The 13,173-nt window shown below is 64.1% G+C and carries 15 protein-coding genes; 6 read left to right on the top strand and 9 right to left on the bottom strand.

The window, feature by feature from the left end:
• Positions 1–456: 456 nt before the first annotated feature.
• Complete coding sequence (locus AC4D2E_RS16010) at positions 457–1,293, bottom strand: hypothetical protein (RefSeq protein WP_490953254.1); 837 nt, start codon at positions 1,291–1,293, stop codon at positions 457–459.
• A gap of 612 nt (positions 1,294–1,905) precedes the next feature.
• On the opposite strand from AC4D2E_RS16010, the gene AC4D2E_RS16015 reads away from it, so the two are divergent.
• Together AC4D2E_RS16015 and AC4D2E_RS16020 are read left to right on the top strand one after the other, a co-directional pair.
• Positions 1,906–2,259, top strand: a complete 354-nt coding sequence (locus AC4D2E_RS16015; RefSeq protein ID WP_490953255.1) for a hypothetical protein — start codon at positions 1,906–1,908, stop codon at positions 2,257–2,259.
• 259 nt (positions 2,260–2,518) lie between these two features.
• Positions 2,519–2,881 (top strand): DUF2200 domain-containing protein, encoded by a 363-nt coding sequence (locus tag AC4D2E_RS16020; RefSeq protein WP_490953256.1) that lies wholly within the window; start codon positions 2,519–2,521, stop codon positions 2,879–2,881.
• Between the two features lie 77 nt (positions 2,882–2,958).
• On the opposite strand, the gene AC4D2E_RS16025 is transcribed toward AC4D2E_RS16020, so the two are convergent.
• Positions 2,959–3,489, bottom strand: coding sequence for a hypothetical protein (locus AC4D2E_RS16025; RefSeq protein ID WP_490953257.1), 531 nt, complete (start codon positions 3,487–3,489; stop codon positions 2,959–2,961).
• A gap of 201 nt (positions 3,490–3,690) precedes the next feature.
• Here AC4D2E_RS16025 and AC4D2E_RS16030 point away from each other — a divergent pair, with 201 nt between their 5' ends.
• The 3 genes from AC4D2E_RS16030 to AC4D2E_RS16040 all read left to right on the top strand — a co-directional run bounded on the left by AC4D2E_RS16030 (position 3,691) and on the right by AC4D2E_RS16040 (position 5,040).
• Positions 3,691–3,900: a DUF4177 domain-containing protein gene (locus AC4D2E_RS16030; RefSeq protein ID WP_490953258.1), complete on the top strand. Its 210-nt coding sequence runs from the start codon at positions 3,691–3,693 to the stop codon at positions 3,898–3,900.
• Positions 3,901–3,951: 51 nt separating this feature from the next.
• Positions 3,952–4,377 carry a VOC family protein gene (locus tag AC4D2E_RS16035; protein ID WP_490953259.1) on the top strand — a complete coding sequence of 142 codons (426 nt, stop codon included), beginning with the start codon at positions 3,952–3,954 and terminating at the stop codon, positions 4,375–4,377.
• 138 nt (positions 4,378–4,515) lie between these two features.
• Complete coding sequence (locus AC4D2E_RS16040; RefSeq protein ID WP_490953260.1) at positions 4,516–5,040, top strand: hypothetical protein; 525 nt, start codon at positions 4,516–4,518, stop codon at positions 5,038–5,040.
• 77 nt (positions 5,041–5,117) lie between these two features.
• Here the strand turns inward: AC4D2E_RS16040 and AC4D2E_RS16045 are convergent, their stop codons facing one another.
• Complete coding sequence (locus AC4D2E_RS16045; RefSeq protein WP_490953261.1) at positions 5,118–5,348, bottom strand: hypothetical protein; 231 nt, start codon at positions 5,346–5,348, stop codon at positions 5,118–5,120.
• Between the two features lie 449 nt (positions 5,349–5,797).
• Between AC4D2E_RS16045 and AC4D2E_RS16050 the strand changes: the two genes are divergently transcribed.
• The gene (locus AC4D2E_RS16050) at positions 5,798–6,208 is read left to right on the top strand and encodes a PAS domain-containing protein (protein WP_490953262.1); all 411 of its coding nucleotides are present in this window, start codon (positions 5,798–5,800) and stop codon (positions 6,206–6,208) included.
• A gap of 689 nt (positions 6,209–6,897) precedes the next feature.
• Here AC4D2E_RS16050 and AC4D2E_RS16055 read toward each other — a convergent pair.
• The 6 genes from AC4D2E_RS16055 to AC4D2E_RS16080 form a co-directional block, all read right to left on the bottom strand.
• Positions 6,898–8,082 carry an epoxide hydrolase family protein gene (locus tag AC4D2E_RS16055; protein ID WP_490953263.1) on the bottom strand — a complete coding sequence of 395 codons (1,185 nt, stop codon included), beginning with the start codon at positions 8,080–8,082 and terminating at the stop codon, positions 6,898–6,900.
• A 614-nt stretch (positions 8,083–8,696) separates the two neighbouring features.
• Entirely contained in the window at positions 8,697–9,221 is a 525-nt protein-coding gene (locus AC4D2E_RS16060) for a 2'-5' RNA ligase family protein (RefSeq protein WP_490953264.1), read from the bottom strand.
• 30 nt (positions 9,222–9,251) lie between these two features.
• The gene (locus tag AC4D2E_RS16065) at positions 9,252–10,169 is read right to left on the bottom strand and encodes an FHA domain-containing protein (RefSeq protein ID WP_490953265.1); all 918 of its coding nucleotides are present in this window, start codon (positions 10,167–10,169) and stop codon (positions 9,252–9,254) included.
• A gap of 15 nt (positions 10,170–10,184) precedes the next feature.
• Positions 10,185–10,439 carry a hypothetical protein gene (locus AC4D2E_RS16070; RefSeq protein WP_490953266.1) on the bottom strand — a complete coding sequence of 85 codons (255 nt, stop codon included), beginning with the start codon at positions 10,437–10,439 and terminating at the stop codon, positions 10,185–10,187.
• Positions 10,440–10,572: 133 nt separating this feature from the next.
• Positions 10,573–11,556 carry an aldo/keto reductase gene (locus AC4D2E_RS16075; protein WP_490953267.1) on the bottom strand — a complete coding sequence of 328 codons (984 nt, stop codon included), beginning with the start codon at positions 11,554–11,556 and terminating at the stop codon, positions 10,573–10,575.
• A gap of 8 nt (positions 11,557–11,564) precedes the next feature.
• On the bottom strand, positions 11,565–13,142 hold the full coding sequence (locus tag AC4D2E_RS16080; RefSeq protein WP_490910411.1) for a cryptochrome/photolyase family protein: 1,578 nt from the start codon (positions 13,140–13,142) through the stop codon (positions 11,565–11,567).
• Positions 13,143–13,173: the final 31 nt, after the last annotated feature.

Here is a 13,173-nt window from a genome sequence, read left to right on the forward strand (position 1 = left end):
CGAAAAGGTCTTGACGCGACCCGCTGGGGATCCTTGCTCATCCTCCACACGGGTTTGGAAGCGGAGAGTCGTGCCTTGTAACTGGCCGGCTCCGAACTCCCACAGATCGCGGAGCGACCCTGGCGTCGAATGTGGAAAACGGATGGCACAGTCAAAGATGCCACGTGCCGAATCTCTCGCGAGCCGACGGGACCGCTCGGCTCTGATCGGCAGTGAAAGCAGGTAAGTCACGACGCCCAACAACGCAAGGATGATGATCATGCTTCCCCAGAAGGAAAGTCCGAGGGCGCGAAAAATCTCGTTGAGGATCAGCGCAGGGAAGATGGGAAACGCCAGCAGCCAAAAGCCAGCCTTCTCCCACCCCACACGCGGCACCCTTCGGATGTCCTCCATCTAGTCAGACTACTGAGGCGCGCAAGCGGATCCCTCAGCGGGACAATGTTTGATAGGTGTGCGTCATGTTCGCGATGGCGGGCGGAACATGAGGTACGCCAGACGTGCGGCTGACCCGGTGAGGATGATCGTCAGGGGGCCGAGTAGTGCGACAAGGTCCCACGTTTCATCGAAGTTGTAGGGATCGCTGCTGTAGGCCAGGCGTATAGATCCCGGGGTGGCCGCGAAGTCGTACAGCCATAGGGTTGGGCCGACCGTGAGACAAATCCCCAACACGCTTCCAAGAATCAGGGCAGCCAAAAGAACCAGTGACAACCAAGCGTCCGATACCCGGTTCCTTTGGCCCGCGCGTTTCCCGCTGTCGCTGCGTCGTGGCCGGCGCACCTCGGGCCGGTCATATGCCCGGTCTTCCAGCAGTTCTGTTGAGGCATCGTTCCATTGGTTGTCGGGGCTGTCCGAGGTTCCAAAGGCGTGCCGGCAGATGCGTTCGAGGCTGCGTTGATTGTGGGCGCTGATGAAGTCGAGGGTGGGCCCAAGCTCGGCGAAGGCGATGGTGACGCTTGAACGCATCCGTCCTTTGGCGTCGTCCCACATGACGAACCCGGAGGAGACGTCGCTGATGGAGGTGAGCGGGATCTTCCGGTCATAGAGCAAGCCCCGGATGATCACAGACGTGGCGGTGAGCCTGACACCGTGCCGCCAGGCTCGCCAGGTCAGGTACAGGAGAACTGCGATGAGTGGGAGAGTCAGAGCACTCCACATCGGGGTGAGGGTTGAGACCGCTGGGATGGTTTCATTTCCAGCGGTTACTTCGAGGAATCCATACAGGAACAGGCCCGAAGAGAATCCGACGGTGAGCAACGCGGCGATACGGGTGACCAGTAACGGGTGAAGGGTCACTAACTCACCTTCAGGAGCTCGTCCGTGCGAGGCTCGAATCATCTCTTCTCTCTCATACCCAGTGCTACGAAAGTCCTACCCTAGACTGCGTCATTTAGGGACCCCGCCCCCATAAGAGACGCACACATGCCCTGATGCCGATGGGTTACCCGGCGTGACCGTGCTGCAGTACTACGGTGGTCTGCATGCCGAAAAACACGTGGTTAGCGGCCATCGCTCTTCTTCTCATTAACGCCGTCGGCGGTCTCGGCTTCCTTCTTTTTTCCCTCCGTCAGCGGTCCGAATGGGGTGCCATGATCACCGGAATAGTCTGCAGCATCGTGGCAGCGCTTCTGATCATCAACTACAGGAGGACCTACGGATCAAGACCAGCCGCGCGATCGTGAGCTAAAGCCGTGGTGAGCTAGATACCTGCGGGGCTGCTTGCAAAAGGATCCTTTTCCCTGTGAGACCGTCAGCTTGGATTCACTCACTCGAATGGTTCGAGCATGGGCATCGCGAATCGGCCGCAGTAACGTTCCGCCGCGGCCCTGACTCTGTTCAGCATGCGGATGCTGCGCGTAGGTTCGACCTAAGCGATCCGTTCAGCCGCAACATCACACAGGGGTATTCATGACCAGCAAGAAGACAGCTCGGCCAGGACTGGTGCTCAGCGTGGTCGGAGGAATCGTTCTCGTCGCCTCTGCCGTTCTTCTCGTCGTCGGCATCGACGCGCTCAACGCCGTCACCTACAGGGAATCCGGTGATTCTGGCTTTGGCGCGTACCTGCTGATCGGCTTCGGCGCTGTGGCCTTCCTCGCTGGTGGCGCCCTCCTTGCTGTCGGCCGCCGTCGCCATGCCGCGGACATGAACCGGCCTCGGACCTACGCAGACCAGCACGAAGATCACACCCTGACAGCAGAAGACCGTCCCACCAACCCCCACGACACCAAAGCACGCGAGAACCCCATCGGCTACTGGGGCTAAAGCCTCGTCACGAGCCCTGGTGCCTCGACTTCCGATGGATTCCGCGGGAGGAAGGGCTCTGCGGCACGCTGCGGCCTCCTGCTGTGGGCCGGTGTGCCACCGGCTTGCGGGCGTCTGTCATGCCAGCAGGACGCGAGAGGAATGGCTGTTCAGTCAGATGCTCGTGCGAACCTGAGATCGCGAACACGATCCGTGTCTTCAAGGCCGCGCTGTATGAGCATGCCGGACCTGATTCGCCATCCAACGGTAAGGTTGCGGCATGAAGACGGACGAGAAGACCCTGGCCCGGGTCTACCGCATGCCGTTCTCTGCGGTGTATCCCCACTACGTCACGAAAGTGGAGAGAAAGGGCCGTACGAAAGCCGAGCTGCACCAGGTCATCACGTGGCTGACCGGCTTCAGTGACACCGACCTCGAGCGTCACTTAACGCAGGAGACCTCGTTCGAGGCATTTTTCGCCGACGCACGCCTGAACTCTAACGCCCCACTGATTACCGGCGTCGTGTGCGGAGTGCGGGTCGAAGACATCGAAGACCCTGTGATGCAGAAGGTCCGCTTTCTCGACAAGCTGGTCGATGAACTGGCCCGAGGCAAGACCATTGAGAAGATCTTGCGATCCTGACCCTTGCGTTTTCGCTCGCCCGCTGAAGGATCCTCGGTCGCGCCGAGTCACGCGCGTTTCGTCTGAATCGGACTTTCCTAGAAGCAGGAAGTCTCAGCAAGCTCGATGGTTGTGGTCGTGTCAACTGTGTACTGCTTGCCGTCAACCGAGTAGGTCACTCGAATAGCTTCCGCTGTTCCGTGTCCGGCGGTCGTGTTGTCAACGGCAACTACTACATTCGCTGTAGCGCCGGATGGCAGCTGGTACGCGCCGGGCCGTTGCGCAGTCGTCCATATCGCGTTCTGTTGCGGGTCGTCAGGTTCCGTTGAACCCGCCCCGAGGACGAAGTCATCCTTCCCGTCCATAGGGAAGATGTAGCGACCCAGCAACTCCAGGTCGTTGGCCTCGACGAGGGCGATGTCCTCGAGGATGACCGGCCCATTCCCCTCGTTAGAGACGACACCGCCGGTAGCGGCCGCTCCTCGAGCCGGTTGCACCATGCACACCTCGGACGCATCCCCAGCAGCTACGAGGGGACCGTTCCGCTTGAGATTATTCTCGGAACAGGCAGTCTGCGAAAGGAGCAGCCCAAAGCAGGCGAAAGCTGCAAAGGTTCTGGAGACAGTCAAAAGATCGAATCCTTTCAAATGGGGCAGGAGATCGGCTGAAATCAGAGTAGGCCAACCCAGAACAAGGTGAACTAAGTGCCCCTAGACCGATCGACTTGCGGACGGACTAAAACCTCGTCGTGCTATCACTCTGCACCAAGGGAAAGGCCGCCGCATCGCGTACCATGGCCCCTATTGACCAGCAACGGAAGGATTTAGTCAATGCCGCACTACGTCGTCGTACAGGTGATCCTTAAAGAAAAATTGCTGGAAACTGGTTCGGGCAACCTGACCTCGCTGGAGAAGGCCATTAACGATCAGGCTTCGAAGGGCTATCGCCTCCACACCATCACCACCTCGAGCAGCGGGAGCAAAGGAATCGGCGGCGGTGACCGCATCCAGGCAACGATGGTGTTCGAGAGCCTCGCGTAAAGCCCTCTAGCCGATCCTTTACTGGCCGTCCAAGGCATCTAGACTCGCTGGATGTCGTGCAGCACGTTCTTCCTGTACACAGGCAGTAACAACGTTGCTGCGTCACGCCAGTTCTACTCAGATTTGATCGGTCTCGATCAGATCTGGGATGAGGCCGATGAAATTGCTTACAGGATCGACGGCGGGATCCAGTTCTCCATCAGCTACGACTCCAACGCAGCCATCAGTGACGAATGGGCCTTCCAGCCGGGTTGGGCGTTCGGGCTCGGCATTGAACCCAGACCTCGCAGCGCACGCGCTTCATGGAGTATCCCGCTGTCCCCCGGGGCGTTCCGAAGCACCGTAGCGCGGCTGCAAGACGCAGGAGTGGACGCCTTGCGAGCTGAACCCTTCTGGGTCGGCTACTGGAGCTACGTGGTCAGGGACCCCATGGGCCAAACCGTCGAACTCGCAGACCCGACAACGGCGGGCCCTTAGACATAGGTGCGATACCCGATCCCGGTACGGGCTGTGCGCGTGGCCCATTCATAGGCGAACATACCGCGGGTACAGTCGGTCGGACGTTGACGTTGGGGGACTGCGATGACAAGTGTCGGAAATCGCACGACCGCCGTCGTGTTCGTAGGAGTGGGACTGCTCGCTGTCGCGGTGGTCCCTTTCCTGGTCATACCTGCGGTGATCGCTGGTTCCTGGGTTCTGGCAGCACGACTGAGAACCACGCACCCCAGCTTCTCCCGCGCATGGATGATCGCTGGCCTCTCAATCGGTTTCCTTGCAGCAGCGGTTGGCGCGAGCATCTTCATGGCTCCCCAAGTGATCGTCTCCGCTCTCCTGCTCCTGGGGTTCATCGCCTACGCGGGGACCGTCGTCCTCTTCGGTCAGGCGTGGAGTCGAGGAAGCGACCACCCGATAGCGGCCTGGGTCACCGTAGCGTCGCTCGGGCTTGTGGGCCTGCTGAGCATGATGCTCATGGGAGCATTCGCTCGAGGAATTGCACTGGCAGATGCAGGACAGTCGTCCTGGCTGGTCAATGCGCTTCTTCTGGTCAGCGCGATCGGCATCCCCACTTTTCTTCTCGTTGGGCTCATCGCTTTCTTGAAGACCCGACAGGAACAGCGTCCGACGTCGCTTGTTCGGTAAAGGATCCCTGACTGGGCACATGTAGGCATGGTCTCCTGCAAGCCCATATGCCCAGTCCACGCCTTACACACGTGCGACTATGCCGCCCGAACGGGGATGCTCCTGAGCTCCCGGGCCCCCTCGACGTCGATGCCCGGCGGCAGTGAGGGCAGCATCAGGACCGGGGCGGAACGGCGCTCACGCAGGGCTACCTGGATCGGCAGGGGCGGCATCAGCCGGCCCCGCTCAATGAGCTCGAGGGTCCGCCGGCACTGCGGGACGGGTGTCTTCGAGTCTGCGTCGTGGTATTCGCCGGGGTGGGTGATCATGGCTGGCTTCTCTTGCTGGTGATGATTCCGTCCATAGGCTATTCGTCGCCGGTGACAGTTGAGCGGGGTGCTCCCGCGGTGAGAATCGTCATCACGGCGGCGATCACTGGCTGCTGCTGGGACCCCAGGCAGGCTTGGTGACGTCGGTAGTCATCCGGTTGAGGTCGGCGCCGAGGAAGCCGCGGACGGTGCCGCCGATAGGCTGGCCTGACGGTTCTTACGGAAGTCATTCGAGGCGCGGCGCTGGACAAGGTGAGCGCCGAGGGCGTGACCTATGAGGACGCGAAAGCTCAGATGCTTTCGAGGGCGCCCGAAGAGTTTCCCTGATCGCGATTCACACGGACCGGGCCTCGTAAGTCTTTGATGTGGGGGGAGGTCGGTACGGTGTGCCGGTAACTCCCGCTCCTCGCCCTGGTTGGCATGGCATACCGCCGAGCGCGGACCGCTATGTGCCTCCGCTGCAGCTCGATCCACCCCCTTACATCTGGTTGGACGAGGTGTACCGGATCCACGGCTACGAACGCGGCGACGTGGTCCCCACCCTGGAACTCGGCATGTCCCACGTCGACCCCGCGGACCGGGACGCCGTCCAGGCGTTCTGGACGAATGTCACCACGACCGGCGGACCATCCTCGGTGTACGCGTCCCTCCGCGACCTCCACGGCACCACCCGCAAACTCCTCATCTCCGCGGACCTGATCGTCGAGGACACCGAGCCCGTCGGGGTCTGGGCGCTGGTCGTGGACCTCACCCGCTCCATCCACATCGACCGGGCCCTGACGCCCACCAGCCAGGACCACCAACAGAATCAGGACCTGGCCCGCGATCGGGCTCTGCAGGAACTCCTCCGGGCCCCCTGATCACCCCGGCTCTCGAGCAGGCGCCCATGATCGGGCCCAATCACAGCCGATGAGCCCTCAGTCGTGGGCGGACATCGACCGGTTCTGGTGAGCCTGTGCGCGAGCCGTGAGTTCCGCGCACAGAATCTCATACTCGTCTCGGGCACCCCATGCCGGGGAAGCAGAGTCGAGCGCGGTGAACACCTCATCACACAATCGGCGCAACCGCTGGGTGGACATGGTGGAACACTCAGCCGCGGTGAACCTCGGCTCCTCCAACTCCCATACCTGCTCGAGCGCTTCGAGCCTACGATCGGAGACCACCACCGCAACCGCGCGGCTTGGGTCGGGGAGTTGACGCTGCGGACCGGCATGCATCTCAGGGGGCTCTGCGGTGAGACCGGCACTGGACGCGACGGGGTGAAGATCGGAAGTTTTCATGGGGGCCTAACATGAGCGCTACCCGAGGCCGCTTTCTGAACCCTGAGTCTCTCGAAGCCTAGGCCCCTCCGTCTGGAATAGATAGTTGGCACCGGTCTCGTAGCACTGTCATTGAAGTGGTGATGGAGCTGCGCTTGGATGGCTTCTCAAGTTACAAGGCTCACCCCTGGTCGCGTCCCCCCACGATCACATCACCGGTGCACCTTCAGGTCGGCGGGGACAAACCCCTTACGAGACGGACACCCTTGCATCCTCGCCTCGGTGGAGGCTTAGAAGGTGATGAATGCGGTACGAACCATATCTACATAGTCGTTCTTGACCTCGAGGGTGGGGAAATGGCCCCCTGCTTCGCGGGTCTCCCAGCGATACAGATCCCGGTATCGTTCCCGGACCCAGGAGGCAGGAAGCTTCTCAATGTCCTTCGGGTAGACGGAGACAGCCGTGGGTACCAGAACCGGTCGAAGTTCCCGGGATCGCTGATACGACTCCCAGTAGAGTCGGGCAGCAGAGGCTCCAGAGCCACTGAACCAGTACAGACAAATGTTATCGAGCAATCGGTCGCGGGACATCGGAGCAAGCGCTGGGTCCCGCCATGACTCGAACTTGTCCAAGATCCACGCTGCGAGACCGATAGGTGAGTCGACCAACGCATAGCCGATTGTTTGCGGGCGGGTGGCTTGTTGATGAGCATAGGCAGAGGCGGCGCCGGCGAACTGCCTTGAGTCCATAAGCCATTGCCTCTCTCGGGGTGAGAGTTTTTGCTCCTCCTCAGTGTTCCACCACTGTGGTTCGGAAGCTTGCGGAAGCGTCGTGTGGAGAGCGACCAGCTGTGTGGGGTGCTGAACTGCGAGTTCGGTGAGGATCACCCCACCCCAATCTCCGCCTTGGGCGAAGTAGCGTTCGTATCCGAGGCCACTCATCAGCGCTGCCAGGAGATCCGCGATTCGCTCGACTCCTATGCCCTCCTCGGTGGGTTTGCTGCTGAAGCCGTAGCCTGGCAGCGATGGTATTACGAGGTGGAAAGCGGGCTGCTGGTCGTCAGCCGGTTCGGCAAGGTCCCGAGCTACGTCCAAGAACTCCACGATACTTCCGGGCCAGCCATGGCACAGCAGCAAGGGCTTTGCATCAGGCCGTGGGGAGCGCACGTGCAGGAAGTGGAGGGTTACTCCGTCCACGACCGCCGTATATTGGCCGAGGCCCCCCAGCTCACGCTCGAGGCGGGACCAGTCGTAGTCGGTGCGCCAATAATGGATAAGGTCCTGCATCACATTGACTGGGACGCCTTGCCCCCAGACGTCCGACCCAGCGCGTTCGGTCGGAGATGGTTCAGGGAGTCGCGCCTCTTCGAGCCTCTTGAGAAGGGTGAGGACGTCTTCTGGTGTTACCGGCAAGCTGAACGGATGAATTGAGCCTGCTTTGACAGAGAGGGCTTGTTCGCGTGATTCGATTGTCAATGGGGCTCTTCGCATTTCGTGGGGAAGCGGCTTGTACCGCGGGGCGCAAAGGGCTCGCAGCCCTACTGCGATGAGTACGTCTAAGCGTTCACCCGAAAAAGGAACCATGAGCCGCACCTAAGCCTACGTCGCAACGGTCGCTCCTCGTCGGGCAGTGTACGTCTCCCCCGCGATGAAGTTGCACGCACAGGTGCCACCTACGTACCTCGACCCCGACTCGGGCCCATCTCAGTGCGTCTCAAGAACCTTACGGTTCCTGAGATGCCACGACGCCCTCCAGGTAATCGCCCCGGTTCTGCGTCGCGATAAAGACATCAATTTCTCACCTACGAGTCTCACCGAGAGAACGTCTCACGCCCCCGTGAGGGCAACTCGGCTTCGTGCGGTGCACCAGTACCACGACCACCAGGTCCTGACGGAACCGAACGCGTGCATATAGCTGGGACTAGTTGGGCCTTGGACACACATGAGTTCGTAGGGGCATCCACCTGTCGACGGGTAGAGCTCAAGCCGTCCGCCTGCGGGTGAGCATTCAGCCCCCGATAAACAACCTCAGCTGCCCTCCGCGCGGCGGTAGGACGCGACGGGCCGATCGAGACCCGCTGAATCCCGGACTATCCGCCGCCGAGCAGCACGAGGCGCTTTTCCTTCGCGTCCCAGCGCCGGACGATCCCCGCATCGAGCCGCTCCGGCGGTCGGTGCCGCAGGAGGTCGAGCGCGGACGCCAGCTGGTCCGCGGTGAGGCCGTGGCCGAGCGTGATGTGCGGCGTCCACGCACCGGGCACGGTGGTGGGCACGGCGTCCGGTACGCCGTCGAGGGCATGCCAGATGCGGAGGTGAAGGTCCGTCAGGGCGGCGTCGGCCACCACCTGGCGGGCGAGCACGAACTTCCGCCGCGTCGGGAATACGAGGAAGCCCGCCGTCACCAGCTCCAGCGCGTCCCCCTGCACGGCGGACGCGAGGTCGACGTCGTAGCGGTCGTCGATGCGCGCCGCAGCCGCGAGCGTGATGTGCGGGGCGTTGCTGAAGGACTGGTGCTGCGACTGGTTGGGCAGGCCTGCAGCCTCCAGCGCAGCCCAGTCCTCGAGCAGGAACGCCTCCGACGCCGGTGCCAACAGGAGTTCGACGTCATCGGCCACGCCGCACGCGCCTTCCTGCTGGTAGCCGGGTCAGCGCGGCCGCCGTCGGAAGTCGCCGACGCCGGCGGAGCCGTCCACCTCGGTGACACCGGTCCGCGGATTGCGCTGCGGGCGCTGGTAGGCGAGTTCGCCACCGCTGCGGCCGCCGAACGGCCGCCCGTGGTCCGCGTACTCCTCGCGGAAGAACGCGAGCGCCCACTCCCCGAACTGGATGCGCGCCCCGGTGCGGAGCGCGGACGGTTCCCTGCCGTTGACACTGCCCGTGATGACGCCATGCGGCACCAGCACGTACTCGTCGTCCTCCGTGTGGAGCACCTCCGCATGCAGGTCGTCGAGGCCGGTGAGGGTGAGCATCGTGTCCTCGCCGCTGCCGATCGTGGTGCGCTCGGCGACCAACTCGAACTCGCGCGGCACCTGGCCGTTCCATGTAGCGGAGTTCTGCACGAAGATGAGGCGGGGACGCCCCCCTCCCCGCAGGTAGTGCGTCGTCGTGATGGTCCGTCGGATCCGGCGGTTGACCGTCGGGACGAGCGGGAACGGCGTGGAGGGTGGGATGAGCGACGGCGCATCGCCCGTCTCGAGTGCGCGCCGGCCGATCCCGAGGAGGGGCGCGAGGGTACCCGGCGAGCCGAGGCGGATATGGGGAGAGCGCGTGATGAGCCTCTGCGCCAGGGAGGACTCCACGGCGCCGATGCTCACCAGCAGGCCCTTGGGCCCGGAGACCGAGACCGACAGTCCGCGCTCCGCCAGCTGCCGGGCGACGCTCCGCACCTGCCCGAGGCCGGGGAGGTTGTTCCCGCGGAAGGAGCCGGGGTCGTCGACGAAGATCTCAACGTCGGAGCCGGCCGCCTTCACGGTGCCGGACAGCCGTGCTTCCGGCTTGCCGTCGAGGGCCGGCTCCCCCAGCGAGAAATCGATGTCGATGTCGAACCTGAGTGATGACGCCATGATGCGTGCGGCGGATCAGGTGGTGTGCGGGTCGGAGCCGCCGGCTGCGTTGTCGCTGGTCGTGATCCGCAGGGTGCCGTCGAACTTCCAGGTGGCGCGCGGGGCGTCGGGGCCGATATCGCGCGGGACCTCGATGGTCATGTCCTGCAGCGTGTAGTTGATCGCGGCACCGCGGCCCGTCAGATAGGACCACATCTCTTCCGCGAGGTCCGTCCAGTCACGGATGGTGTGCGACTCGCCCGCGCTGGCGCCTGAGGTGTTTTCAGTCATGTCGATTCCTTCGTCGGTGATTCAACAATGACAGACGTCCTCTAACTCCGCCTGACGTGATACTGCCCACCATAGCCGAGCGTCCGGCCGCGCGGAACCCGCCCGTGGTACGGGCGGGTTCCCGGCCGGCGGATCACCATCGCGGGTGCACGGCGTCCCTGAAACGGCGGTCGTAGATGTCGACGACGGCGGTGTTCAACTGCGCGCCGAGGCCCGTGTACCCGGCCGCCGCCGCGTTGGTCCTGGCCTGCTCGGGGTTGCGGGCACCCGGGATGACGGTGCTCACGCCCTCCTGGGCGATGATCCAGGCGAGGGCCGCCTGGGCGGTCGTGACGCCGTCGGGCACCAGCCCCGCGAACTCGCGGGCGGCCTCGACGCCGGTCGCGTAGTCGACGCCCGAGAAGGTCTCCCCGACATCGAACGCGGCGCCGTTCCGGTTGTAGGTGCGGTGGTCGTCCTCGGCGAAGGCGGTGTCCTTCGTGTACTTGCCGGACAGGAGTCCGGAGGCCAGGGGGACCCGCGCGATGATCCCGACGCCCGCGGCCTGCGCCGCGGGCAGGACGTCGTCGAGCGGTTTGAGGCGGAACGCGTTCAGGATGATCTGCACGCTGGCGGTGTTGCCTCGCGCGATGGCCTCGAGCGCCTCGTCGGTGCGTTCCACGCTGACGCCGTAGTTCCTGATGACGCCGTCACTGACGAGGGTGTCGAGCGCGTCGTAGACCTCGTCGGAGCTGTAGACGGCGGTCGGCGGGCAGTGGAGCTGGACGAGGTCCAGGGCGTCGACGCCGAGGTTGGTCCGCGACCTGTCGATCCACTGGCGGAAGTTGGCGAGCGTGTAGTTCTCGGGGGTCTGATCGACACGGCGGCCCATCTTTGTGCCGACGAGGAGGTCCAGGCCCGGGTTGTCCTTGAGGAAGGCCCCGATGGTCGATTCGCTGCGCCCGTCGCCGTAGACGTCCGCGGTGTCGAAGAAGGTCACGCCGGCGTCGACGGCCGCCTCGAGGACGGCGACGGCGTCCTTGTCCTCCACCTCGCCCCAGTCCGCGCCGAGCTGCCAGGTGCCGAGGCCGACGACGGAGACGGGACGGCCGGTTCTTCCAAGGGTTCTCTGTTCCATGATTCCGACTATAGGCCGGGAAGCGTGGCCGCCGTCGCCCCACCGGCCGGTGACACGTCCGCGGGCGGCACGGCCGTCGTCGCCCCGTCGCCCGGGAGCCACCGCGCCGCCTCCTCCCGCAGGGACGCCCGCCGCTCGGGATCCATGCGGTCGAGGAGCACCACCACCATGTTGGACCGCGGGTTGCGGGCGAACAGCTCCCGGTGGTCGCCGACGAACTCCCAGTAGAGCGCGTCCCAGCTGAACCGCCAGGGGCCGTCCTTGAAGTCGCTCATCTTCTTGATGTAGTTGCTGCCGCTGACGTACGGCTTGGTGGTGATCATGGTCCCGGCCGCGAACTGGCTCATCGCGTAGACGTTGGGCACCATCACCCAGTCGTAGGCGTCGATGAACATCTCCATGAACCACTCGTAGACGGCGTCCGGCTTGGCCCGCATCAGCAGGGCCGCGTTGCCCAGCACCATGAGCCGCTCGATGTGGTGCGCGTAGGCGGTGTCGAGGACGCGGGTGATGACGGAGTCCACCGGCGCGAGGCCCGTGTCCCCGGTCCACCAGCCCTCGTGGAGGTCCGCCGTGAACCCGAGCGTGTTGCCGGTACGCATCTCCCGCCCGCGGAGTACGTAGGACGCCCGGATGTACTCCCGCCATCCGATGACCTGGCGAACGAAGCCCTCGACGCTGGCGATCGGCGTGTCGTGGCGGTCGGCGAAGTCCAGGGCGAGGTCCACCACCTCGGCAGGGCTGAGGAGGCCGGTGTTCATGCTGGAGCTCAGCGCCGAGTGGAAGAGGTAGGTCTGGCCCTCCGCGATCGAGTCCTCGTACGGCCCGAACAGCTCGAAGCGCTCGGTGAGGAACGCCTCGAGGGCATCGGAGGCCTGCCGGTGCGTGACGGGCCAGTTGAAGGACTCCGCGGTGCCGGGGTTGTCCGGGAACGCGCCCTGCACCCAGCGGATGGCGTCCTCGACCTCCGGCGGCCGCTCGAACCGGGGCAGGTCCGGCAGGTCGATCTTCTTCGGCAGCTTCTTGCGGTTGTCCGCGTCAAAACTCCACTTCCCGCCCGTCGGGGAGCCGCCGGCCTCCACCATGATGCCGAGCCGCTTGCGCTGCCACTCGTAGAAGGTCTGCATGCGCCAGTTGTGCGAGGAGAAGTAGGTCCCGAGGACGTCGCGCGACGTGAGGAACTGCGGGGTCTCGAGGACCCGCGCCGCCACGCCGGCATCCGCGAGGGTCCGCGTGAGTCGCCGGTCCAGCCAGTCGTCGACGACGTCGTAGTAGGTCACGTGCGTGGCGTCGCGGTCCGCGAGCGCGGCCGCCAGCCGCTCCTGGCTGGTGGCCTCCGCGGAGGTCTCGACGTAGTCGACACCGTAGCCCGCGTCCCGGAGCCGCCGCGCCAGGATGGTCATGGCCGCACGGTGCAGGACGAGCTTCTGCTGGTGGAACCGCAGGCTGCGGAACATCAGGTCGTCCTCGAGGAGGACGAAGTGCGTGTCCGGGGATGCCTCGAGATGCTCCTCGAAGAGCTGGTGCGGAAGGACGAGCTGGACGTGCACGGAGGTGCCTTCCTGCAGGGGACGGTCGTCGGGCAACCCTAGCGCCCGCCACCGACGGGCCCGGACC

The sequence above is a fragment of the Arthrobacter sp. TJ-265 genome, assembly GCF_058269135.1.